The following is a 23,792-nucleotide window of genomic DNA, read 5'->3' on the forward strand; positions in this document are numbered from 1 at the left end:
AGTCTCGATTACGTCCGGCGTCGGTGCCGTTGAGAAAACGGCGCTCCTGGGAGCGCCATCGCGGGGTTATTTGGCCTTGCCGTCGCTCTTTTTCAGCGTGTCTTTCAACTGGCCGATCAGCTGGCTGCGGAAATCGCCAAGCTTCGGCTTTTCCCCCTCCAGCCACGGCAGCGGGCGGCACAGCTCCATCGCCTTGATGCCCAGCCGCGCGGTCAATAACCCGGCGCCGATACCCTGCGCCGCACGCGCCGACAGCCGCGCCGCCAAATCCTGCGACATCCAGTCCATGCCCACTTCACGCACCAGTTCAGAGGCGCCGGCGAAGGCGATGTTGAGCAGCACCAGGCGGAACAGACGAATGCGGCTGAAGTAACCCAGTTCGATGCCGTACAGCGCCGCGATGCGGTTAATCAAACGGATGTTGCGCCAGGCGATAAACGCCATATCCACCAGCGCCAACGGGCTGACGGCAATCATCAGCGTCGATTCGGCGGCGGAGCGGCTGATTTCGCGCCGCGCCTGGTTGTCGAGCACTGGCTGTACCAGCTTGGCGTACAGCTCCACCACTTCACGGTCATTTTGGGTTTCATGCAACGAGGCCTGCCAGCGCTGCAACGCCGGATGCCCCTGATCCAGCCCGGCCTGACGCGCCAGCTTCTCGCAGAATTCGCGCCCTTGCCCCAGCCCGTGGCTGTGCAACAGCTCGCGCGCCACGTCGCGCTCTTCCGCGCGCTGGCGCAGCCGATACAAACGCCGCCATTCGGTGACCACCGAACCGACGCCGGCGAACACGATCAGGCCGCCGGCCACGCCGCCGCCCATGGCGATCCAGTCCTGTTGCACCCAGGCGGTATGCACCCACTGCACGCCCTGCGCCACCACGCTGGCGCCGAACAGCGCCAGCCCGGCAGTGACCATTTTGCGCCACAGGCTGCGTTTAGGTTTCAGCGCGGCGTTGATGATGCCTTCGGCGCGCCCTTCTTCCTCTTCCTGCTGCAGCTCCGGCGCCGCCGGGAAAAAGCTTTCTGCCTGTTCGGCATCGAAAGCGACGCCGGCGCGCAACGCCGGCTCCTGCGGCGGCTGCAGCGGCTCGTCAAAATCGATACGCGGTTTGATCGGCTCGCTCATCGCAATTTGTCTCCCAATAAAAACTCCATCACCGCATCCAGGCGGATGTGCGGCAACGGGCTGTCCACGCTCATGGCGCGCGGACGAAACTCATCGAAGTGGAACCCCTGGTTCTGCCAGAACGCCGGCCCCGGCAGGCGGGCGGGCACTTCGCCGGGGAACACCGTCAGCGGTGCGCCGTCGCTCAGGCGGTTGCCCTTCAATGCCGGAATGCGTTGCCCCTGGTGATCGACGATGCCGCTCTCGGTCGCCTGCACCGAGGCCAGGCCGACGCAATCCATGCTAATGCCCTCGAACGCCGCGTTCTGCCACGCCTCTTGCACCAGCTGCTGCAGCAATGACACCAGATTGGCGTGCTGATCGGCGGTGATATGGTCCGCCTTGGTGGCGGCGAACATCAGTTTGTCGATGGTCGGCGAGAACAAGCGGCGAAACAGCGTGCGCTTGCCGTAATGGAAGCTCTGCATCAGTTGGGTCAACGCCAGGCGCATGTCGTTGAACGCCTGCGGGCCGCTGTTGAGCGGCTGCAGGCAGTCAACCAGCACGATTTGACGATCGAAACGAACGAAGTGTTCTTTGTAGAAGTTTTTGACGATCGACTGGCAGTAGTAGTTGAAGCGAGCGCGCAACATGCCGATGTTGGTGTGTTTGTCGGCCTGCGCCAGCTTCGATTCGCCGATCGCGGCCACGTCGGGCCACGGGAAAAACTGCAGCGCCGGCGCGCCGGCCATGTCGCCCGGCAGCACGAAACGCCCCGGCTGAATGAAGTGCAGCCCTTCGCTTTTGCAGCGCAACAGATAATCGGTGTAGGCCTGGGCGATCGCCGCCAGCCGGTTTTCGTCGGCCGGGGCCAGCGGATCGCAGGCCTTGCACAGTTCAAGCCAGGGCTTGGCCCATTCGGCGCGTTCGCCCTGCAGCAGCCCGGTCATCTGGCGCGACCAGGCCAGGTAATCCTGTTCGAGCATCGGCAGATCCAGCAGCCATTCGCCCGGATAATCGACGATCTCCAGGTACAGCGTGGAGGTGTCTTTGAAGTGCCGCAGCAGCGAGTCGTTGGAGCGGTAACGCAGCGCCAGCCGGATTTCGCTGACCCCGCGCGTCGGCGTCGGCCAGGCCGGCGGCGTGCCGTACAGCTGCGCCAGCCCTTCGTCATAGGTGAAACGCTGGATGCCGAGATCGCGTTGCGGGATGCGTTTGACGCCCAGCAGGCGCTCTTCGCGCACCGGTGAAAACAGCGGCATGCGCGCGCCGCTGTGCACATGCAGCAGTTGGTTGACGAAGGCGGTGATAAAGGCGGTTTTGCCGCTGCGGCTCAGGCCGGTCACCGCCAGGCGCAGATGGCGATCCATTCCGCGGTTGACCAGCGAGGTTAACTCATTTTGCAGTCGTTTCATTGCTCTCCTTGACGTAACGCCCGAATGCCTTGTTCAGGCCTTTACGGAACAGCGGTTCCAGCACCAGCGCCAGCACGACGCGCACCGGTTTACGGCCGACGGTTTTCAGCAGCCAGCCGGCGGCGCCCGCCGGGCCATAGTTCAATAACGCTATGATGATGACTTTAGCCAATGTCTTCAACATTGCCGCCGCTCCTCGTTTAAATCCACCCGTTCTGGCGGTGTTTGCAACATCGATTTTATTCATGACAATGCCCTCCGGCACAAGAGATTAAGGTACATTCAACGGGATAACGGCGGCGAAGATGCCCGGCCTGCGCAGGCCGGGTATCGCAAGAAGGGTTACAGCTTGCGGAAACGGCTCTGTACGCCGAAGGTATCGGACGTCACGTAGCGCTCGACCTGACGCAGCTGCTGCTCGCCGCTGCCCAACTCATACTCCAGCTGATCGAGCAGCTGGCGCGGCGTCTTCTGATGCTCGCCTTCGAAACGGCTGGCCGGCGCTTCATCCAACACGAACACCAGCGCGATATAGGCCACCAGCGTGAAGAAGAACAGCCCGAAGAACAGCGACAGCACCACCATCACGCGGATCAGTCGCACCGGTACGTCGAAATAGTGCGCCAAACCGGCGCAGACGCCTTTCACCATGCCTTCTTCGGGAACGCGATAAAGCTTTTTACTGCCCAGCGTCGTGCTCATCAGGACTGTCTCCAGTTCGGGTGTTCCGCATCGAGGATCTCTTCCAGCGCCTGAATGCGTTCACGCATGCGTTTGGCATCTTCCGCCAGCTGCGCCAGGCGCTGCATTTCTTGCTGACTCAGCTGGATGCCGGTCTGTTGCCGATTGCTGTAATGCAGCCAAAGCCAAATCGGCGCGACAAACAGCACGAAAATTGTCAGCGGAATGGCAAGTAATAAAGCACTCATTGTTGTTCCTTCTTATCGGATCCTGGATAGGCGGCCACCTCCGGCGTGTGGCCGCGGCTCGCCTTACTCGGAGCGGTTCATTTTAGCTTTCAGTGCCGCCAGCTGCTCACTGATGGCGTCGTCGGCTTTCAGCTCGGCAAACTCCTGGTCCAGCGACTTCTTTTTACCAATGCTGATGCTTTCCGCTTCGGCTTCCATATGGTCGATGCGACGTTCGAACTGTTCGAAACGCGCCATCGCCTCATCCAGCTTGCCGCTGTCGAGCTGGCGGCGCACGTCACGAGAAGAAGATGCGGCCTGATGACGCAGCGCCAACGCCTGCTGCCGCGCACGGGTTTCTGTCAGCTTGTTTTCCAGCTCGCCGATTTCGCTCTTCATGCGCGCCAGCGTTTCTTCTACGGTCGACACTTCCTGCGTCAGCGTAGCGATCAGATCGGCCACCTTTTGTTTTTCGATCAGCGCCGCACGGGCCAAGTCTTCTTTATCTTTGCGCAGCGCCAGTTCGGCTTTTTCCTGCCAGTCACTGACCTGGTTTTCACCCTGCTCGATGCGACGCAGCAGCTGCTTTTTCTCCGCCAGCGCACGCGCCGACGTAGAGCGAACTTCAACCAGCGTGTCTTCCATCTCTTGGATCATCAACCGCACCAGCTTCTGCGGATCTTCCGCCTTGTCCAGCAGGGTGTTGATGTTGGCGTTCACGATGTCGGCAAAACGAGAAAAAATACCCATAATTCACTTCCTCTTGGTTCTGATGGCGTCTGAAGCGCCGCGTTAAGTCGTACAGCTTGCCCAGAGAGATAATCAAAACCCGTGCCAACTTTTAAATCATTGAAAAACAACAACTCTTTATTTTTGACTCTCTGCGCGCTTGCTGTAGAGTGATTATTTTCACCAAACATTGGCGAATTTCATCATGAACGAACAGCCAGAGAATTTGTTGGGCGAAGCAAACGCCTTTGTCGAAGTCTTGGAGCAAGTCTCCCAGGTGGCAAAGCTGAACAAGCCGGTGCTGGTGATCGGCGAACGCGGCACCGGCAAGGAGTTGATCGCCCACCGTCTGCACTACCTCTCCAACCGTTGGCAAGGGCCGTTCATCTCGCTTAACTGCGCGGCGCTGAATGAAAACCTGCTGGATTCCGAACTGTTCGGCCACGAGGCCGGCGCGTTTACCGGCGCCCAAAAGCGCCATCTGGGCCGCTTCGAACGCGCCGACGGCGGTACGCTGTTCCTCGATGAGCTGGCGACCGCACCGATGCTGGTGCAGGAGAAATTGCTGCGGGTGATCGAATACGGCCAGCTGGAACGCGTGGGCGGCAGCCAGCCGCTGCGGGTGGATGTGCGCCTGGTGTGCGCCACCAACGACGATCTGCCGGCGCTGGCGGCGGCGGGCAAATTCCGCGCCGATCTGCTAGATCGGCTGGCGTTCGACGTGGTGCAACTGCCGCCACTGCGCCAACGGCGGCCCGATATCATGCTGTTGGCCGAGCATTTCGCCATTCAAATGTGCCGCGAGCTGGCGCTGCCGCTGTTTCCCGGCTTTACCGAACGTGCCAGGCAAACGTTGCTCGAGTATGGCTGGCCGGGCAACGTGCGCGAACTGAAAAACGTGGTGGAGCGTTCAGTCTATCGTCACGGCGACAGCGACAGCCCGCTGGATGAGATCGTCATCAACCCGTTTGCGCCACGCGAGGCCACGCCGGTCGCGCCCATTCCTGAAGACGCCGGCGCGTTACCGCCGCTGCCGTTGGATTTGAAACTCTGGCAGCTGGAGCAGGAGAAGGCATTGATCGAAGCGGCGCTGCAGCACGGGCGGTTCAATCAGCGCAAGGCGGCGCAGCTGCTGGGGCTCACCTATCATCAGCTGCGCGGTATGCTGAAAAAGCATGCGCTGCTGCAAAACGGCGAAGCGGACGAGGAATAACAGGCAAAAAAAAAGCCAGCACCCGAGCTGGCTTAAAAAACACTGGAAGCAATGTGAGCAATGTCGTGCCTTCCACATCAGAGCCGCAAACTGTGGCCTTCCGTGAACTGCCAGGCGATGATAATAGTTATCAGTATCGTCTGTAAAGCACTTTGTTGAGAATTTTTCTCATTTCCACACGAAAATTGCGCAATTACCACTCAGGGAACGGGTCTGCCATGTCCAGCCAATAGTCCACGCCGGCGGCCATTTCATCGTCGCTCAACAGGCAGTCGTCCAGCAGACGCACGATCGTCGCCTGCTGCAAATGCTGGCCAATAAACACCAGCTCCTGGCGCATGTCGCCGAACGGTTCCACCCATTTCTCCTGAATATGCGCCCGCGTTTCGGGATCCTGCGGCCAGTTATCTTGCGGGATGGCGCGCCAAAAGGTGCCCGCGAGGCCATAATGGGCGATGCCGCCCGCCTGGCTCCACTGCCCGGCCTGCCGCGGCCGCGTCGCCAGCCAGAAGAAGCCCTTCGACCGCAGCAGCTTGCCGCCTCCCCAGTCGCCGTTGATCACGCGGTAGAACTTGTCCGGCGCAAACGGCCGCCGCGCCTGATAGACAAAGCTACTGATGCCGTAGCTTTCCGTTTCCGGCACGTGTTCGCCGCGCAGCTCTTTCAGCCAGCCGGGTGCCTGCTGAGCCTTTTCAAAGCTGAAGCTGCCGGTATTCAGCACTACCTCCAGCGGCAGTTTGCCCGGCGCGATCGGCACAATGCGGGCGTCGGGGTTCAGGCTGGCCAGAAGCGCCATCACTTCGCCCTGCTGGGTTGGCGTCAATAGATCGGTTTTGCTGACCAGGATCACGTCGCAGAATTCGATCTGCTCAATCAACAGGTCCGCCACGCTGCGCAGATCGTCCTCGCCCAGGCTTTGACCGGCCTCCTGCAGGCTTTGCGCCTGCTGATATTGCTGGATGAAATTTACCCCGTCGACCACCGTCACCAGGGTATCCAGCCGGGCGAACTGCGACAGGCTTTCCCCTTCTTCATCCTCGAAAGTAAAGGTTTCCGCCACCGGCAGCGGTTCGGAGATGCCGCTCGATTCGATCAGCAGATAATCGAAGCGCCCGTCCTGCGCCAGCTCGCGCACCGACACCAGCAGGTCTTCGCGCAGCGTACAGCAGATGCAGCCGTTGCTCATCTCCACCAGCTTTTCCTGCTGGCGATCGAGGTGCACTTCATTCTCCACCAGCGCGGCGTCGATATTCACCTCGCTCATGTCGTTGACGATCACCGCCACGCGCATGCCCTGCCGGTTGTTCAGGATGTGGTTCAGCACCGTGGTCTTGCCGGCGCCGAGAAAGCCGGAAAGCACGGTCACGGGAAGTTGTTTCATGAGAGCCTCACTAAAATTCATTGCGTAATGCCTGGTAACCGCGCACCAGCTCGACGTTGGTGGCGGCCACTTCTTCCGAAAACTGCAGCGCGCCGCGGTCGACCTGGCGATAGCGCGACAGGTCGCTGTCCGGCCCCACGCGCTCGGTCGAGGGGATATAGCGGTTTTCCGGCAGCGTCACGCCATCCACCACCGCGTTATAACGCACCACGCAGCCGGACTGGATGTGGCAGTTGAACAGCACGCTGTTGAAACCGATAAACACCCGATCGTCGATGCGACACGGGCCGTGAACGATGGCGCGGTGGGCGATAGAGCTGTAACGGCCAATGGTGACCGCCGCCCCGCTCTTGGAATGGATCACCACACCGTCCTGAATATTGGAGTGCGAGCCGATGACGATCGGCTCCATGTCGCCGGCGGCGTTCAACTCGTCGGCACGGATCACCGCATACGGCCCGACGTAGACGAAATCTTCGACGATCACCCGGCCGCAAATAATGGCGGTGGGATCGATGTAGGCCAGCGGCGAGACCTGCGGCAGATGGCCGCTGGGATTTTTACGCAGCATGGTGTTCTCCCCGCCAGCTCAGCTCCGCCACCGCATTGTGGGCATGCAGGCTCTCCTGATGCTCGACGCGCAGCGAAAAAGCGCGGTAGTCGCACTGGCTGCGCAGCATGCCATACAGACGGCGCGCCGCGTCCTCGCAAAACATCAGGTTCTGACCGTTGGCCAATGCGAAGGCCTGTTCGTCGCGGCGTTTCACCAGCGTTTGTACCGGCGTGCCCAGCGCGTGTTCGATGCGGTCAATCAGTTTCACCGGTTCGAACGCCCGTTCATTCTCGGGCGTCACGGTGATCCAGGCCCAGCTGCGTTGGCTGTGGGGCGTGGCCGGCATACCTTGCTCCAGCAGCCACTCGCTCACCTGGCGTTGGCTGACCCGCTCCGCCGCCTGTTCAAAATCAAACTGAAACTGTTGCTGCGCCAACTGACGGCTGAGCGCCGCCGAACTCGGGCAGGTAGAGGAGTAAGGCACGCCGACGGTCAGCGCCAGCGTCAGCGTGCCTGCCAGGGTGGCCTCGATGCGCAGCGGGTAAGCCTTCCAGCCACGCTGTGGCGACAGCAGCGCCGGACGTGACAGCAACAGCTCGCCGCTGATCGACAAGCTGGCGCGATCGCTGTGTTCTGGCTGCGAATCCAGAAAGGCCTGCAGCGTCCGGCCGATGCGCTGCGGCGTCAGCTCGCCCTGCGTCAATTCGTCCAGCGCCAGATACAGCCGCGACATGTGAATACCGCGTTCGCCCGCCGCTTCGGCGCGCAGGTTGATGCCGGCGTCGACCTTCGCCATCAATGGCTTGCCAGCCAGTTCCAGCGGCAGCGCGATCCCTTGCATCCCGACCCAATCGAGCCCGACATCACTCATTTCGCCGCGCCATGCCTGAGCGTCCGGCAGCGAACGGCGTGGTGGAAGTGCAACTTCGTTCATACATCCCCTTGCGTTATTGTGACTTTGCCGGGGAACGGTAACACGGTTTTGTTATATTATAACATAACATGAAAAACTTTTTTCTTGCCGCTGAACGGCCTGATTAATCAAGTCGCAGAAAACTCAGCGATTTTGTTCAATGGATTGGGCTGCTGGTCAGAGTACGATACACTAACGCTATTGCTGATTAACCCATGAGCCTCTATGCGTGGTTTACCCTTTTGGATACTGTCGTTGTGCCTGACGGGCTCTGCCCTGGCCGCGACAACACCGCCCGCGCCCAGCGCGGCGCCGCTGCCGGACATTCGCCAGAGCGGCTTTGTTTATTGCGTCAGCGGCATACTGAATACCTTCAACCCGCAAATGGCCAGCAGCGGCCTGACGGTGGATACCCTGGCCGCCCAGCTGTACGATCGCCTGCTGGACGTCGACCCGTACACCTACCGGCTGATCCCCGAACTGGCGCAAAGCTGGGAGGTGCTGGACAACGGCGCCACCTACCGCTTCCATCTGCGCAAGGACGTGCCGTTCCAGACCACCGCCTGGTTTACGCCCACCCGCAAGATGAACGCCGACGACGTGGTGTTCAGCTTCGCGCGCGTATTTGACCAAAAACACCCGTATCACGACGTCAACGGTGGCGAATACCCCTATTTCGACAGCCTGCAGTTCGGCGATTCGGTGCAGAGCGTGAGAAAGCTCGACGACTACACAGTGGAGATTCGCCTGCAGTCACCGGACGCCTCGTTCCTGTGGCACCTGGCGACCCACTACGCGCCGGTGCTGTCCGCCGAATACGCCGACACGCTGACGCGCCAAGGCCATCAGGAGCTGATCGACCGCGAGCCGGTCGGCAGCGGCCCGTTCCTGCTCAACGAATACCGCTCGGGGCAATATATTCGCCTGGCGCGCAACGCCGCCTACTGGAAAGGCCTGCCGCGCATGCCGCAGGTGGTGATCGATCTGGGCGCCGGCGGCACCGGCCGCCTCTCCAAGCTGCTGACCGGCGAGTGCGACGTACTGGCTTATCCGGCGGCCAGCCAGCTGTCTATCCTGCGCGACGATCCGCGCCTGCGCCTGACGCTGCGCCCGGGGATGAACATCGCCTATCTGGCGTTCAACACCCGCAAACCGCCGCTCGACAACCTCAATGTGCGCCAGGCGATCTCGCTGGCGATCAACAACCAACGATTGATGCAGTCGATCTATTACGGCACGGCGGAAACCGCCGCCTCAATCTTGCCGCGCGCCTCCTGGGCCTATGACAACGACGCGCACGTCACCGAGTACGATCCGGCCAAATCGCGCGAGATGCTGCGGCAGGCCGGCGTCGGCCAGCTGAACCTGAAGCTGTGGGTGCCGACCGCCTCGCAGTCTTACAACCCGAGCCCGCTGAAAACCGCCGAGCTGATCCAGGCCGATCTCGGCCAGGTGGGCATCAACGTCACCATCGTGCCGGTAGAAGGCCGTTTCCAAGAGGCGCGCCTGATGGAAATGAACCACGATCTGACCCTGACCGGCTGGGCCACCGACAGCAACGACCCGGACAGCTTCTTCCGGCCGCTGCTGAGCTGCGCGGCAATCCGTTCGCAAACCAACTATGCTCACTGGTGTGACCCAGGCTTCGACGAGGTGCTGCAGAACGCGCTGTTGTCGCAGCAGCTGTCTCAGCGCATCGACAACTACCGCAAGGCGCAGAAAATCCTCGAGCAGCAACTGCCGGTGCTGCCGCTGGCCTCTTCTTTGCGTCTGCAGGCCTACCGCTACGACATCAAGGGATTGGTGCTGAGCCCGTTCGGCAACGCCTCGTTCGCCGGGGTGTACCGTGAATCCGCGCCGGAGGTGAACAAGTGATTATCTTTACCCTGCGCCGCATTCTGCTGCTGCTGATCACGCTGTTCTTCCTGACGCTGGTCAGCTTCAGCCTGAGCTATTTCACGCCGCGCGCACCGCTGAACGGCGCCGCCCTGCTGGACGCCTATCAGTTCTACTTCGTCAGCCTGCTCCATTGGGACTTCGGCGTCTCCAGCATCAACGGCCAGGCGATCAGCGAACAGCTGCGCGAAGTATTCCCGGCCACCATGGAACTGTGCCTGCTGGCGTTCGCCCTGGCGCTGTTTATCGGCATTCCGCTGGGCATCATCGCCGGCGTGCTGCGCGGCAAGTGGCAGGACACCGCCATCAGCACCTTCGCGCTGCTGGGCTTTTCAATGCCGGTGTTCTGGCTGGCGCTGCTGCTGATGCTGTTCTTCTCGCTGCATCTCGGCTGGCTGCCGGTTTCCGGCCGTTTCGATCTGCTGTATCAGGTGAAGCCTATCACCGGTTTCGCGCTGATCGACGCCTGGCTGTCGGACTCGCCGTACCGCGCCGAGATGATCGGCAGCGCCCTGCGTCACATGATCCTGCCGATCGCCGCGCTGGCGGTGGCGCCCACCACCGAAGTGGTGCGCCTGATGCGCATCAGCACCGACGATGTGCTGAGCCAAAACTACATCAAGGCCGCCGCTACCCGCGGCCTGTCGCGCTTCACCATCATTCGCCGCCACGTGTTGCACAATGCGCTGCCGCCAATTGTGCCCAAGCTGGGGCTGCAGTTCTCCACCATGCTCACGCTGGCAATGATCACCGAAGTGGTGTTCAGTTGGCCGGGCCTCGGCCGGTGGCTGATCAACGCCATTCGCCAGCAGGACTATGCGGCAATTTCCGCCGGCGTCATGGTGGTCGGCACGCTGGTGATCACCATTAACGTTCTGGCCGACATTCTGGGTGCGGCAACCAACCCGCTGAAACATAAGGAATGGTATGCCCTTCGATAACGTATACCGCGAGAAAAAGATGCCGAGCCCGCTGCGCTACACCTGGCGGATTTTCTATGGCGACGCGCTGGCGATGATCGGTTTTTACGGGGTGATCGCCCTGCTGCTACTGTCGCTGTTCGGCAGCCTGCTGGCGCCCTACGCGCTGGATCAGCAGTTCCTTGGTTATCAGCTGCTACCGCCGTCGTGGTCGCGCTATGGCAACGTGTCGTTTTTCCTCGGCACCGACGATCTCGGGCGCGACATCCTCAGCCGCCTGTTGACCGGCACCGCCGCCACCTTCGGCTCCGCGCTGGCGGTGACGCTGGCCGCGGCGTTCTGCGGGGTGATCCTCGGCGTGTTCGCCGGCGTCACCCACGGGCTGCGCTCGGCGGTGCTCAACCACATCCTCGATACCCTGCTGTCGATTCCCTCGCTGCTGCTGGCGATCGTGGTGGTGGCGTTTATCGGCCCCAAACTTGAACACGCCATGCTGGCGGTGTGGCTCGCCTTGTTGCCGCGCATGGTGCGCACTATCTACAGCGCGGTGCACGACGAACTGGAGAAAGAGTACGTGGTGGCGGCCCGGCTTGACGGCGCTTCCACGCTGCAGATCTTGTGGTACGCGGTCATGCCGAACATCGCGGCGGTGTTGGTGACCGAATTCACCCGCGCGCTGTCGATGGCCATTTTGGATATCGCCGCACTCGGCTTCCTCGATCTCGGCGCGCAGCTGCCTTCGCCGGAATGGGGAGCGATGCTCGGCGATTCGCTCGAGCTGGTGTACGTTGCGCCCTGGACGGTGATGCTGCCCGGCGCGGCCATCCTCGTCAGCGTGCTGCTGGTTAACCTGTTAGGCGACGGTATGCGCCGCGCAATCAATGCCGGGGTGGAATAATGCCGTTACTCGATATCCGCAATCTGACGATTGAATTTATGACCGCCGAAGGGCCGGTCAAGGCGGTCGATCGCGTCAGCATGACGCTGACCGAGGGCGAGGTGCGCGGCCTGGTGGGTGAATCGGGCTCCGGCAAGAGCCTGATCGCCAAGGCCATCTGCGGCGTGACCAAAGACAACTGGCGCGTCACCGCCGATCGCTTTCGCTTCGACGACATCGACCTGCTGCAGCTAAGCCCGCGCGAGCGGCGCAGGCTGGTGGGCCACAACGTCTCGATGATCTTCCAGGAGCCGCAGTCCTGTCTCGATCCCTCCGAAAGCATCGGCCGCCAGCTGGCGCAGGCCATACCGGGCTGGACCTACAAGGGCCGCTGGTGGCAACGCTTCAACTGGCGCAAACGCCGCGCCATCGAACTGCTGCACCGCGTCGGCATCAAGGATCACGACGACATCATGGGCAGCTTCCCGTACGAGCTGACCGAGGGCGAGTGCCAAAAAGTGATGATCGCCATCGCGCTGGCCAACCAGCCGCGCCTGCTGATCGCCGATGAGCCGACCAACGCCATGGAGCCGACCACCCAGGCGCAGATTTTCCGCCTGTTGGCGCGTCTCAATCAGAACAACAACACCACCATTCTGCTGATCAGTCACGACCTGCAGATGATGAGCAAGTGGGCCGACCGGGTGAACGTCTTGTACTGCGGGCAAACGGTGGAAAGCGCCCAGTGCGAAGAGCTGCTGGCGGCGCCGCACCACCCTTATACCCAGGCGCTGATCCGCGCCATGCCGGACTTCGGCCGCTCGCTGCCGCACAAAAGCCGGTTGAACACGCTACCGGGCGCCATTCCTTCACTGGAACACCTGCCGATCGGCTGCCGCCTGGGGCCACGCTGCCCTTACGCGCAGAAGAAGTGCATCGAAACGCCGCGCCTGCGCCCGGTCAAAAACCACTTCTTCGCCTGCCACTTCCCGTTGAACATGGAGGAGCAATAACATGGAAACGCTGTTGGAAGTGCGCAACCTGAGCAAAACCTACCGCTACCGCACCGGGCTGTTCCGCCGTCAGCACGTCGAGGCGGTGAAATCCGTCAGCTTTACCCTGCGTGAAGGTCAGACGCTGGCGGTGATCGGTGAGAACGGCTCTGGCAAATCCACGCTGGCGAAAATGCTCTCCGGCATGGTGGAACCGACCGCCGGCGAACTGCTGATCGACGATCATCCGCTGGCGTTCGGTGATTATCGCTACCGCAGCCAGCGCATTCGTATGATTTTTCAGGATCCGAGCACCTCGCTCAACCCGCGTCAGCGCATCGGCCAGCTGCTGGATGCGCCGCTGCGGTTGAACACCGATCTGGAGCCCGCCGAGCGCGAGCAGCGTATCAACCAGACGCTGCGCCAGGTCGGCATGCTGCCGGATCACGCTTACTACTATCCGCACATGCTGGCTTCCGGGCAAAAACAGCGCGTCGCGCTGGCCCGTGCGCTGATCCTGCAGCCGAAGGTGATCGTCGCCGATGAGGCGCTGGCCTCGCTGGACATGTCGATGCGCTCGCAAATCATCAACCTGATGCTGGAACTGCAGGAAAAACACGGCATTTCCTATATCTACGTCACCCAGCACCTCGGCATGATGAAGCATATCAGCGACCAGGTGCTGGTGATGCACGAAGGGGAAATCGTCGAACGTGGCAGCACCGCCGAGGTGTTGGCGGCGCCGCTGCACGAATTGACCAAGCGTCTTATCGCCAGCCACTTCGGCGAGGCGCTGACCGCCGACGCCTGGCGACGCGACGGCGGCCGTTTCTGAGCCCCGTCCTGGCCTGCAACAAACCCGCTGCGGCGGGTTTTTTATTGCTGCGCGCCTCGGTCGCTTAGCGAGAAAATGCACATACAAATTACATTCTTGTTATATATCCTTATATTTTATTCCTTTCAGTTATTGATTAGTCCGTAACATTATTTTATCTCGCCAGGGCGATCGGTGAGGATATCCCCTACGTTGAGCCTCTCATACGACAGGATATCGCACTGATGAACAGCCTTCGCCATCGCCGCCTCGCGCAGTTTCTTCTCACGCTGGCCACCGGTTTCTCTGTTTACGGCCACGCGCTGTACTGCGATGAGCTGCGCTAAATCCGCCTTTCGCCCCGCCTGCGGGCATGTTGCCTCTTTGTCCAGCCACCGCTGCCGTACGCAGCGGTGGTTGTTGATCATGATTAAGGATTGACCCTATGGAACGACTCCGTCGACAACATAATGCCCAGTGGTATCACGAAACCCAAAGCAGCGTGCGGGGCGATACGCCGTTGGAGCCGCAGGCGGCTACCCTGCGCGATCGTTTTCTGCTGGGGCTGGGTGCCTTCGCCGATGAAGCGTTAAACAGCGCGCTCGGCGCCCGCGCCGGGGTATTCAACGCCTCACTGGCCGGTTACCACGCCCTGTTTCCCGACCAGGTGTCGCTATCACGATACGTGACATTGTCACCCTACGATCGCCTCAGCACCGCACTGACCGTCGCGCAAGTGACCGGCGTGCAGTCCCTCTGTAGCCACTATGCCGCCCGCCTCGCCCCGCTGCACAGCCCGGACGCCTCCCGGGAAAGCAATATCCGGCTCGCCCAGATCACCCAATATGCCCGCCAGCTTGCCAGCCAACCCACGCTGATTTGCCGCAAGGCGCTGCAACAGCTTGTCGACGTCGGGCTGAGCCCTGCGGATATCGTCACCTTTTCGCAAATCATCGGTTTTGTCAGCTATCAGGCGCGTGTGGTAGCTGGCATCGCGGCGTTAGCCGGCCGACCGGCGGTAGTGGTGCCCGGCTTCCCGAATGTCGAAGACGCCGATGGCGTCGCTTTCAGTACCGAAGAATTGAGCTGGACTGCGCGGCTGTCGCCGATCGACACGGAAACCGCCGCCGCCGAACAGCTTGACGTGTTGGATCAGAGCCACCCGCAGGCGCGCGCCGAATCTTATTATCTGCTGTTAGCGCACGATGCCGCCGCACTGCGCGAACGCAACGGCGTGTTCAATGGCATCAATGCCGAAGGGTATGGGTTATCGAGCCGCCTGAAGGCGCTGGCGACGCTGGTGGTCTCGCGCATCAACGGCAGCCGTTACTGCGCGGCCACGGTGGCGCATGAAATGCAGGATGACGGATTGGTACAGGCGCTGTTCACCGGGCTGCCTCAGGGATTGGCCTCTACCGAGGATACGGTCAAACGCGCGGTGATCCACACCGCCGCCGAGCTGACGCGCGCACCGGAGAAATTTACCCCGCAGAGCGTGCAGCCGTTGTTCAACAGCGGTCTGAATCAGGCGCAGGCGCTGGAAGTGATCCTCACCGCCGCACTCTACGCCTGGGAAAATCGCCTGCGCCAAACGTTGGGCGATGCAACATCTTCCATCACCGCCGACTGAATACCGCTATGCGGCCTTATTACCGGCCGCAATACGGCGCGTTTTAGACATTCTGCTGACGCAGCCACTCGCTGGCGGCATCGAAGAACTTTTGCGCCAACGGCGTAGCGCGCTCCGCCATATCGACGACCACCGCCGCATGACGCGGCATGGCGCCGATGGCCACCGGACGCCGCTGCAACGCCGGCATCAACGGCGATTGCAGCTGGCCGCGCGGGAACAGTCCGCAGCCCAAACCGACGAAAATACCTTCGAGCAGTTGGAAGATCGACGCGGTCTCAAGCCGCGTGTGCAGCGTCAACCCGGCGTCGCGAAAGTGTTGATCGAGATAGCGGCGGAAATAACGCGTCGGCTCGGCGAGACACAACGGCAAGGCGGCCACCGCCTCCAGCGGCAACGGCGTATCGCCCACCAGCTTCGGGAAATGTTGCGGATGAAATACCAGCTCGACGCCGGTTTCCACCAGCGGTTGCGATTGGAAATGCAGCTCCTTCAAGGTCGACAGTTCGAAAAAGCCGATGCCGATGTCGACGGTGTGCGCCGTCAGCGCCTCCAACAGCTGATCGGCGCTCAGCACCGCCAGCCGGTAATCGAGATGCGGGTAACGTTCGCTGACCGCCTTGAGCATTTCCGATACCGAGATACTGCACTGCGGCACCACGCCGAGGCGCAGCGTGCCGTGCAAACCGTGCTTGAGCGACTCCACTTCCAGCTTCAGCCCCTGATAAACCGAGACGATCTCACGCGCCCACGCCAACACCCGCTCGCCTTCGGCGGTAAAACCGCCGAAATGGTTGCCGCGGTTAATCAGCGAAACGCCCAGCTCTTTTTCCAAATTTTTCAATCGCATGGATAGCGTCGGCTGGCTGACGAAGCTGGCCTCCGCCGCCCGGCCGAAGTGGCGCTCTCGTTCCAGATTGCACAAATAAATCAGTTGTTTAATATCCATAGCGCAGCTCAATGATCGGCATTCGCACCAGTATACCACCGGGGGCCGCCGCCCGCCCGACGAGTCAGAGCCTCAGCTTCACGTAATCCACCAGGCGCGAGAACACGCCGCCCTGCGGTACCGCCTGCAGCGCCACCAGCGGTAGGGTTTTCACTACCTGGCCATTGTTGCTGATGCGGATCTCGCCGACGGTTTGCCCTTTACCAATCGGCGCTTCCAGCCGCGCGGTATTGATCACGTACTGCGCCTTCAGCTTGTCCGCTTCGTTTTTTGGCAGGCTGAGCGACTGCTCTTGCACGCTGCCGACCGGTAACCGGTGATTCTCGCCGTACCAGACTGGCTCTTCCCCCAGGCTCTGGCCGGCGCTGAACAGGTGTACCGTGGTAAAGTCGCGCAGCCCCCAGCTCAGCAGCTTGCGCGCCTGTTCCTCGCGGCCTTTGGAACTTTTGCCGCCCATCACCACGGCAATCAGGCGGCGATCCCCTTCGGTGGCGGAGGCGATGATGTTGAAGCCGGCAGAGGCGGTGTGCCCAGTTTTCAACCCATCGACGTGCAGCGTCTTATCCCACAGCAGGCCGTTGCGGTTCTGCTGCGTGATACCGTTCCAGGTCAGCGATTTCTCGCTGTACATGTGGTATTCCGCCGGCTCACTCATGATGATGGCGCGCGCAATCACCGCCAGATCGCCGGCGGTGGTGAATTGCCCCGGCGCATCCAGCCCGTGTACCGTTTCGAAATGGGTGTTCTGCAGGCCCAGCTGCGCGCTCTTCTCGTTCATCAGCTTGACGAAGTTGGCCTGGCTGCCCGCCACATAGTCCGCCATCGCCACGCAGGCGTCGTTGCCGGAATCGATGATGATGCCGCGGCTGAGATCGCGAACCGTGACCCTGTCACCAGGCTTCAGGAACATCAACGAAGAGCCTTTGAACACCGGGTTGCCCTGCGCCCAGGCGTCTTTCCCCACGGTGACGACATCGTCGAGGCCAATCTTGTGCTGATCGAGCGCGTGGTCGATCACCAACCCGGTCATGAGTTTGGTCAAGCTGGCCGGGTTGCGCCGTTCGTCGGCATTGCCGGCCGCCAGTACCTGGCCGGTGGTATAATCCATCAAAACGTAAGAGGCGGCGTCTATCGCCGGTGGGGTCATGGTGGGAAAATGGGGCGTCGTTTCCGCCGCCTGCGCCGCTAAAGGCAGTAATATACCGCCGATCACCACTGATACTGAACGCTTCACGCTGTGTTCCTCAGGCCCGCAGGCTGAATAAAATGCCAATATAATCCGCGAGATAGACTGCATGAATTCACTTTCAGACGAAACCATTACTCTTTTGCAGCGGGTGTCTTTATGCAACCATTTGTTTAGGTCAGCGTCCGCCTGCGATAGATACGCTCTATGCCGCCATTGCCCCATTCGATTAGACGCCTGCCTGCCACGCCCCTAAACTTGTGACATAAATACGCAAGACGCATAAAAAAGCGTTTACTTTTTAGCTACAACCACCTGCGAAGTGTCACCATGAAATTCAAACCGTCAATCAAGCCTTATACCGGCCCAGCGGGCGGCTGGGGTTCGCTTGAAGCCACCACCCGCTTTGTCCTCGACAGTAAACAAACGCTAAAAAACATGCGCAACCTGATGCGCGTCAACAAGGCACGCGGCTTCGACTGCCCCGGTTGCGCCTGGGGCGACGACAACCACAGCACCTTCAGCTTCTGCGAAAACGGCGCCAAAGCGGTCAGTTGGGAAGCGACGCGCAGCGCCGTGGAGCCTGAGTTCTTCGCCGCCCACAGCGTCAGCACCCTGCAGCAGCAGAGCGACTATTTCCTCGAATACCAGGGTCGCCTCACCCATCCGATGCGCTACAACGCCGAAACCGACCACTATGAGCCTATCCATTGGCCGGACGCGCTGGCGCTGATCGCCAAGCACATCAACGGTATGGACAACCCGAACCAGATCGAGCTGTATACCTCGGGCCGCGCCAGCAACGAAGCGTCGTACCTTTATCAGCTGTTCGGCCGCATGCTCGGCACCAGCAATTTCCCCGACTGCTCCAACATGTGTCACGAAGCGAGCGGCGTCGGGCTGAAGCAGAGCATCGGCGTTGGCAAAGGCACCATCCGCATCGATGACTTCGAAAAGGCCGACGCCATCTTCGTGTTCGGTCAAAACCCCGGCACCAACCACCCGCGCATGTTGCACAGCCTGAAAAACGCCGCCCGACGCGGCGCGCGTATCGTCAGTTTCAACACCCTGCGCGAACGTGGGCTGGAAAGGTTCGCCGATCCGCAGGATCCGGTACAGATGCTGACGCCAAAATCCTCGCCGATCAGCTCTTCCTATTACCAGCCAAATCTGGGCGGCGATATGGCAGCGGTGCGCGGCATGGTGAAAGCGCTGCTGGAAACTCACCGCCAGCGTATGGCCGCTGGTGAACCCGCCCTGTTCGACCTGGCATTTATCGAACAGCACAGCGTCGGCGTGGAGGCTTACCTGGCGCAGGTGGACGCGACCGAGTGGCAGACCATTACCGCGCAATCGGGCCTGAGCGAAGCGCAATTGCGCCAGGCGGCGGCCACCTACCAGGGTGCCGAACGGGTGATCTGCACCTGGGCGATGGGCGTGACTCAGCATAAACACTCTATTGCGACGGTGCGTGAAATCACCAACCTGCAGCTGCTGTTCGGGCAACTGGGCAAACCAGGCGCCGGTCTGTGCCCGGTGCGCGGCCACAGCAACGTCCAGGGTAACCGCACCATGGGGATTGATGAGAAGTCGCCGAAGGCGCTGCTCGACAGCCTGGAACGCCACTTTAACTTCACCGCCAATCGCGCGGTGGGGCACAACACGGTGGAAGCGATCGAAGCGATGCTGCGCGGCGAAGTGAAAGTGCTGATCGCGCTGGGCGGCAACCTGGCCGCCGCAGCGCCGGACACCGAACGCACCGCCCGCGCCCTGCGCAACTGCGATTTGACGGTGCATATCAGCACCAAGCTTAACCGCAGCCACCTGGTGACCGGCAAAGACGCGCTGATCCTGCCGACGCTCGGCCGCACCGAACTGGACATGCAGGCCAGCGGCTCGCAGTACATCACGGTCGAGGATTCATTCAGCATGGTTCACGCTTCGGAAGGCATCGGCAAACCGCTGGCGGATACTCAACGTTCAGAGACGGCGATCGTCTGCGGCATCGCCGACGCCGTGCTAGGTACGCAACAGCTGGACTGGCTGGAACTGGCCGACGACTATTCGCTGATCCGCGATCATATCGCCGCCACCATTCCCGGCTTCGAAGATTTCAACCGGCGCTGCGACCAGCCCGGCGGTTTCTACCTGGGCAATGCTGCCGCCGAACTGCGCTTCGCCACGCCGAGCGGCAAGGCGGAATTCAGCGCCGCCGCGCTGCCGACCACCCTGTTCCCGCAGCTGGGCGACGAGCAAGCGCCGTTTACCCTGCAGACGCTGCGCTCGCACGATCAGTACAACACCACCATCTATGGTCTGGATGACCGCTATCGCGGCGTTTACGGCCAGCGCGAAGTGTTGTTCATCCATCCGGAGGATCTGGCGGCACTGGGCCTACAGGATGGCGAACGGGTAGAGATAGAAACCCTGTGGAACGATGGCGTGGTGCGTAAAGTGGACGGGTTCAAGCTGGTGAGTTACGACATTCCGCGTGGCAACCTGGCGGCCTACTACCCGGAAACCAACCCGCTGGTGCCGCTGGCCAGCTTCGGCGACGGTACCGGCACCCCGACCTCGAAGTCGATCCCGGTGGTGATTCGCCGCAGCGAGCAGCAACCCTCGCTGCGTATTGCCTGAACATGCGCGCCCGGTTCACGCCGGGCGCGCCAATATTTCCAGGATAGTCTGCAACTCGTCGGACAGCTGATGCCGTCGCCAGACGAAGTACAGATCGCTCACGCCCTCCTCACCCATTTCCACCACCTTCAACCCTGGTGCCGGCAAGATCAGCGGCAGCAACGAACCGGGCACGCAGGCCACGCCGCAACCGGCCTGCACGCAGGCCGCCATCGCGGCATAAGACTCCATTTCCAGCGTCATGCGCGGTTTCAGCCCGCGCGAGGCCAGCCAGTGATCCACCTTCAGGCGAAACGAACATTCGCGGCTGAACGTGTAAAACTCCAGCGGCACCAGCGTGGCGGCGTCGGGTTCCCCGACATCGGCCGGCATCAGCAATACCAGCCGTTCATCGAATGCCTTTTGGCTGGCCAGTAACGGATGCTCAATCGGGCCGTCGGTGATCGCCAGGTCGAGATCGCTGTCGATCAGCATGCGTTCCAGCACCAGCGAGTCGCGGCTCAGTACGTTGATGTGCAGATGAGGCTGTAAACGGCGCAGCCTGGCAATACGCGCCGGTAAATGGCTGACCAGCGAGAAATCCAGCGCCCCGAGGTTCAGCAGCCCATGCTGATGCTCGCCGGCGAACAGCTGCTTGCTGCGCTCCGCCTGCGCCACGATGTCGCGCGCCTGCTGATAGAACAGCCGCCCTTTGGGATTGACGTACAGCCGGTTCTTGTCGCGGAAAAACAGCTCGCCGCCCAGCGACTCCTCTAGTTCACGCAGCCGCAGCGTGACGTTGGAAGGCACGCAGTGCAGCTCGCGGGCGGCGGCGGCGATGGTTTTGTGTTCCACCACGGTGCAGAAAAACTTCAGCTGGCTCAGCTTCATCTATCATTCACTTTTAGTTAGTGTTTTAGTTAAAAACAATTACTTTAGATTAGCATCGATTTCACCTACAGTCTGCCGACACCCTGAGGAGGATCACTGATGCCACTGAATGATTTACTGACGCTGCCCGGCGTGGCGGCCCAACCGGACGCGGTTACCGACGGTTACGTGTTCAACCACACCATGATCCGCGTGAAGGATCTGGCCAAAGCGCTGGATTTCTATACGCGCGTGCTGGGCTTTACCCCGGTCTATCTGGAAGAGTTCAAAGAAGCCGCTTTCACCATCTGCTACCTGACGCGCAGCCCGCGCGAGCAGATCCCGCAGGATGACGACGAACGCAAACGCTGGGCGCTGAGCCAGCCGGGTATTCTCGAGCTGACCCATAACCACGGCACCGAAAATCAGGCGGATTTCCACTACCACAACGGCAACAGCGAACCGCGCGGCTTTGGCCACCTGTGCGTCACGGTGCCGGACGTGCGCGCCGCCTGCGAGCGGTTTGAGCGCCTGGGCGTCACCTTCCAGAAACGCCTGCATGAAGGCCGCATGAACTACGTGGCGTTCATTCGCGATCCAGACGATTACTGGATTGAAATCCTGCAGCCGACGCCGCTGCGGGACTGATTGTCCCACGCCCTTCACCCCGGCCTGCGCGCCGGGGTTTTTCATCGTTCGCCCTTCGATTGACCATTCTTGCGCAAAATCGCGCGGCAACGCGGGGTTCCGTGACGTTAGGCTTGCTCGCAGCGGGTGATTCGCGTAAAACTGTCAGCCGCAAATCTTGCCACTCACAACCCATTCACTGGACGATATGTTTCAAGATAACCCGCTGCTGGCGCAGCTTAAACAGCAACTTCACTCTCAGACCCCGCGCGTTGAAGGCGTCGTGAAAGGGACCGAGAAAGGCTTTGGCTTTCTTGAAGTAGACGGTCAAAAAAGCTACTTCATTCCACCGCCGTACATGAAGAAAGTCATGCACGGGGATCGCATTATCGCCACCCTGCACACCGAGAAAGAGCGCGAAATCGCCGAGCCGGAAACTCTGGTCGAGCCGTTCCTGTCGCGCTTTGTCGGCCGCGTGCAAAAGCGCGACGATCGCCTGTCCATCGTGCCCGATCATCCGTTGCTGAAAGATGCGATTCCGTGCCGCCCGGTGCGTGAACTGACCCACAATTTCCAGGCCGGCGACTGGGCGGTGGCGGAAATGCGCCGCCATCCGCTGAAAGGCGATCGCGGCTTCAACGCCGACCTGACCCACTTTATCACCGAAGGCGAAGACCATTTCGCCCCGTGGTGGGTGACGCTGGCGCGTCACAACCTGGAAAAAGAGGCGCCGGAGATGCAGGCCCTCAGCGAGCCGGACGCTGCGCTGGTGCGTGAAGATCTGACCGCGCTCGAATTCGTCACCATCGACAGTGCCAGCACCGAGGACATGGACGATGCGCTGTACGTGACCGACAACGGTGACGGTTCGCTGCAGTTGACCATCGCCATCGCCGATCCGACTGCCTACGTCGAACAAGGCAGCAAGCTGGACGATATCGCCCGCGTGCGCGCCTTCACCAATTACCTGCCGGGCTTCAACATCCCGATGCTGCCGCGCGATCTGTCGGACAACCTGTGCTCGCTGCGCCCTAACGAGCGCCGCCAGGTGCTGGCTTGCCGCGTGACCATCGCCGCCGACGGCGCGCTAGGCGACGATATTCAGTTCTTCGCCGCCGAGATCGAATCCAAAGCCAAACTGGTGTACGACGAAGTCTCCGACTGGCTGGACGGCATTGCCGGCTGGCAACCGCCGAGCGACGCCATCGCGCAACAAATCACCCTGCTGAAGCGCGTTTGCGATGCGCGCAATGCCTGGCGCCACCAGCATGCGCTGGTGTTCAAAGATCGTCCGGACTACCGCTTCGTGCTGGGTGAAAAAGGCGACGTGCTGGAGATCGTTACCGAGCAGCGCCGCAGCGCCAACCGCATCGTTGAAGAGTGCATGATCGCCGCCAACGTCTGCGCCGCCATCGTGCTGCGCGATCGCCTGGGCTTCGGCGTGTACAACGTGCACACCGGTTTCGATCCTGCGCTGGTTGAACAAGCGGTCACCGTGCTGCAGGCCAACGGCGTGGAAGCCGAAGCCGAGAAGCTGCTGACCCTCGACGGTTTCTGCGAACTGCGCCGCCACCTGGATGCGCAGCCGACCCAGTTCCTCGACAGCCGCATCCGTCGCTTCCAGACCTTCGCCGAGATCAGCACTACGCCGGGGCCACACTTCGGTCTGGGTCTGGAGGCTTACGCCACCTGGACATCGCCGATCCGTAAATACGGCGATATGGTCAACCATCGTCTGCTGAAGGCGATCATCAACCAGCAACCGGCGGAAAAGCCACAGGATGACGTCACGGTGCAGCTGGCGGAGCGCCGCCGCCTGAACCGCATGGCGGAGCGCGACGTCGGCGACTGGCTGTACGCCCGCTTCCTGCAGGACAAGGCCGGTACCGATACCCGCTTCAACGCCGAGATCATCGACGTGACCCGTGGCGGCTTGCGTGTACGCCTGCTGGACAACGGCGCGGTTGCCTTCATCCCGGCACCGTTCATTCACGCGGTGCGTGACGAGATGCAGTGCAGCCAGGAAACCGGCACCGTGCAGATTAAAGGCGAAGTGGTTTACCGCCAGAGCGATACCTTGCAGGTCACCATCGCCGAAGTGCGCATGGAAACCCGCAGCGTGATCGCCCGCCCGGCGGCCTGAACGCCAGCCTGAAACGGTCGCAACGCAAAGCGCCGACGGTGAAAACCGCCGGC

The 23,792-nt window shown here is 61.3% G+C and carries 23 protein-coding genes; 10 read left to right on the top strand and 13 right to left on the bottom strand.

The window, feature by feature from the left end; all coding sequences use genetic code 11:
* Nucleotides 1–66 precede the first annotated feature (66 nt).
* From QMZ29_RS07800 to pspA, 6 genes are all read right to left on the bottom strand, one after another.
* The gene (locus QMZ29_RS07800) at nucleotides 67–1,128 is read right to left on the bottom strand and encodes a YcjF family protein (RefSeq protein ID WP_197834977.1); all 1,062 of its coding nucleotides are present in this window, start codon (nucleotides 1,126–1,128) and stop codon (nucleotides 67–69) included.
* Nucleotides 1,125–2,522, bottom strand: a complete 1,398-nt coding sequence (locus tag QMZ29_RS07805) for a YcjX family GTP-binding protein (RefSeq protein WP_025302998.1) — start codon at nucleotides 2,520–2,522, stop codon at nucleotides 1,125–1,127. The genes QMZ29_RS07800 and QMZ29_RS07805 overlap by 4 nt, the downstream gene beginning before the upstream one ends.
* Nucleotides 2,503–2,769 (bottom strand): phage shock protein PspD, encoded by a 267-nt coding sequence (gene pspD, locus QMZ29_RS07810; protein ID WP_025302999.1) that lies wholly within the window; start codon nucleotides 2,767–2,769, stop codon nucleotides 2,503–2,505. The genes QMZ29_RS07805 and pspD overlap by 20 nt, the downstream gene beginning before the upstream one ends.
* 95 nt (nucleotides 2,770–2,864) lie before the next feature.
* The gene (pspC, locus tag QMZ29_RS07815) at nucleotides 2,865–3,224 is read right to left on the bottom strand and encodes an envelope stress response membrane protein PspC (protein ID WP_004930552.1); all 360 of its coding nucleotides are present in this window, start codon (nucleotides 3,222–3,224) and stop codon (nucleotides 2,865–2,867) included.
* Complete coding sequence (gene pspB / locus QMZ29_RS07820) at nucleotides 3,224–3,451, bottom strand: envelope stress response membrane protein PspB (RefSeq protein WP_004930553.1); 228 nt, start codon at nucleotides 3,449–3,451, stop codon at nucleotides 3,224–3,226. The genes pspC and pspB overlap by 1 nt, the downstream gene beginning before the upstream one ends.
* Nucleotides 3,452–3,514: 63 nt before the next feature.
* Nucleotides 3,515–4,180, bottom strand: coding sequence for a phage shock protein PspA (gene pspA / locus QMZ29_RS07825; protein WP_193402309.1), 666 nt, complete (start codon nucleotides 4,178–4,180; stop codon nucleotides 3,515–3,517).
* A gap of 184 nt (nucleotides 4,181–4,364) precedes the next feature.
* Here pspA and pspF point away from each other — a divergent pair, with 184 nt between their 5' ends.
* Nucleotides 4,365–5,372, top strand: coding sequence for a phage shock protein operon transcriptional activator (gene pspF, locus QMZ29_RS07830; protein ID WP_043143644.1), 1,008 nt, complete (start codon nucleotides 4,365–4,367; stop codon nucleotides 5,370–5,372).
* Between the two features lie 193 nt (nucleotides 5,373–5,565).
* Here the strand turns inward: pspF and zigA are convergent, their stop codons facing one another.
* The 3 genes from zigA to folE2 are packed head-to-tail and all read right to left on the bottom strand — an operon-like array spanning nucleotide 5,566 to nucleotide 8,240.
* Nucleotides 5,566–6,753, bottom strand: a complete 1,188-nt coding sequence (gene zigA / locus QMZ29_RS07835) for a zinc metallochaperone GTPase ZigA (RefSeq protein WP_025303002.1) — start codon at nucleotides 6,751–6,753, stop codon at nucleotides 5,566–5,568.
* Nucleotides 6,754–6,763: 10 nt separating this feature from the next.
* The gene (locus tag QMZ29_RS07840; RefSeq protein ID WP_025303003.1) at nucleotides 6,764–7,324 is read right to left on the bottom strand and encodes an LbetaH domain-containing protein; all 561 of its coding nucleotides are present in this window, start codon (nucleotides 7,322–7,324) and stop codon (nucleotides 6,764–6,766) included.
* Nucleotides 7,314–8,240, bottom strand: coding sequence for a GTP cyclohydrolase FolE2 (gene folE2, locus QMZ29_RS07845; protein WP_060433159.1), 927 nt, complete (start codon nucleotides 8,238–8,240; stop codon nucleotides 7,314–7,316). Before folE2 ends, QMZ29_RS07840 begins: the two co-directional genes overlap by 11 nt.
* 204 nt (nucleotides 8,241–8,444) lie before the next feature.
* On the opposite strand from folE2, the gene sapA reads away from it, so the two are divergent.
* The 5 genes from sapA to sapF are packed head-to-tail and all read left to right on the top strand — an operon-like array spanning nucleotide 8,445 to nucleotide 13,739.
* Nucleotides 8,445–10,094 carry an ABC transporter substrate-binding protein SapA gene (sapA, locus tag QMZ29_RS07850; RefSeq protein WP_049207454.1) on the top strand — a complete coding sequence of 550 codons (1,650 nt, stop codon included), beginning with the start codon at nucleotides 8,445–8,447 and terminating at the stop codon, nucleotides 10,092–10,094.
* The gene (gene sapB, locus QMZ29_RS07855; protein WP_004930575.1) at nucleotides 10,091–11,056 is read left to right on the top strand and encodes a putrescine export ABC transporter permease SapB; all 966 of its coding nucleotides are present in this window, start codon (nucleotides 10,091–10,093) and stop codon (nucleotides 11,054–11,056) included. Before sapA ends, sapB begins: the two co-directional genes overlap by 4 nt.
* Nucleotides 11,043–11,933, top strand: coding sequence for a putrescine export ABC transporter permease SapC (gene sapC, locus QMZ29_RS07860; RefSeq protein ID WP_004930580.1), 891 nt, complete (start codon nucleotides 11,043–11,045; stop codon nucleotides 11,931–11,933). Before sapB ends, sapC begins: the two co-directional genes overlap by 14 nt.
* Entirely contained in the window at nucleotides 11,933–12,925 is a 993-nt protein-coding gene (gene sapD / locus QMZ29_RS07865; RefSeq protein WP_019452674.1) for a putrescine export ABC transporter ATP-binding protein SapD, read from the top strand. The genes sapC and sapD overlap by 1 nt, the downstream gene beginning before the upstream one ends.
* Nucleotide 12,926: 1 nt before the next feature.
* Nucleotides 12,927–13,739, top strand: coding sequence for a putrescine export ABC transporter ATP-binding protein SapF (gene sapF, locus QMZ29_RS07870; protein WP_016927550.1), 813 nt, complete (start codon nucleotides 12,927–12,929; stop codon nucleotides 13,737–13,739).
* A 149-nt stretch (nucleotides 13,740–13,888) separates the two neighbouring features.
* Here the strand turns inward: sapF and QMZ29_RS07875 are convergent, their stop codons facing one another.
* Nucleotides 13,889–14,146, bottom strand: coding sequence for a hypothetical protein (locus tag QMZ29_RS07875; protein ID WP_141998194.1), 258 nt, complete (start codon nucleotides 14,144–14,146; stop codon nucleotides 13,889–13,891).
* Nucleotides 14,147–14,163: 17 nt separating this feature from the next.
* Between QMZ29_RS07875 and QMZ29_RS07880 the strand changes: the two genes are divergently transcribed.
* Nucleotides 14,164–15,348, top strand: coding sequence for a CMD domain-containing protein (locus QMZ29_RS07880; protein ID WP_025303007.1), 1,185 nt, complete (start codon nucleotides 14,164–14,166; stop codon nucleotides 15,346–15,348).
* Nucleotides 15,349–15,391: 43 nt separating this feature from the next.
* Here the strand turns inward: QMZ29_RS07880 and QMZ29_RS07885 are convergent, their stop codons facing one another.
* Together QMZ29_RS07885 and dacD are read right to left on the bottom strand one after the other, a co-directional pair.
* On the bottom strand, nucleotides 15,392–16,297 hold the full coding sequence (locus QMZ29_RS07885; protein ID WP_025303008.1) for a LysR family transcriptional regulator: 906 nt from the start codon (nucleotides 16,295–16,297) through the stop codon (nucleotides 15,392–15,394).
* Between the two features lie 64 nt (nucleotides 16,298–16,361).
* A complete protein-coding gene (dacD, locus tag QMZ29_RS07890; protein ID WP_197832014.1) occupies nucleotides 16,362–17,531 on the bottom strand; it encodes a serine-type D-Ala-D-Ala carboxypeptidase DacD in 1,170 nt (389 codons plus the stop codon).
* A 282-nt stretch (nucleotides 17,532–17,813) separates the two neighbouring features.
* Between dacD and QMZ29_RS07895 the strand changes: the two genes are divergently transcribed.
* Nucleotides 17,814–20,120, top strand: a complete 2,307-nt coding sequence (locus QMZ29_RS07895; RefSeq protein WP_025303010.1) for an FdhF/YdeP family oxidoreductase — start codon at nucleotides 17,814–17,816, stop codon at nucleotides 20,118–20,120.
* 15 nt (nucleotides 20,121–20,135) lie between these two features.
* On the opposite strand, the gene QMZ29_RS07900 is transcribed toward QMZ29_RS07895, so the two are convergent.
* Nucleotides 20,136–20,990 carry a LysR family transcriptional regulator gene (locus QMZ29_RS07900; RefSeq protein WP_049205484.1) on the bottom strand — a complete coding sequence of 285 codons (855 nt, stop codon included), beginning with the start codon at nucleotides 20,988–20,990 and terminating at the stop codon, nucleotides 20,136–20,138.
* 99 nt (nucleotides 20,991–21,089) lie between these two features.
* Here QMZ29_RS07900 and gloA point away from each other — a divergent pair, with 99 nt between their 5' ends.
* Entirely contained in the window at nucleotides 21,090–21,617 is a 528-nt protein-coding gene (gene gloA / locus QMZ29_RS07905) for a lactoylglutathione lyase (protein ID WP_025303012.1), read from the top strand.
* A 187-nt stretch (nucleotides 21,618–21,804) separates the two neighbouring features.
* Entirely contained in the window at nucleotides 21,805–23,739 is a 1,935-nt protein-coding gene (locus QMZ29_RS07910; protein ID WP_025303013.1) for an exoribonuclease II, read from the top strand.
* The last annotated feature ends 53 nt before the right edge of the window (nucleotides 23,740–23,792 follow it).

Origin of the sequence: Serratia sp. PF-27 (assembly GCF_030053255.1) — a bacterium.
GTDB classification, from domain to species: Bacteria; Pseudomonadota; Gammaproteobacteria; order Enterobacterales; family Enterobacteriaceae; genus Serratia; species Serratia bockelmannii.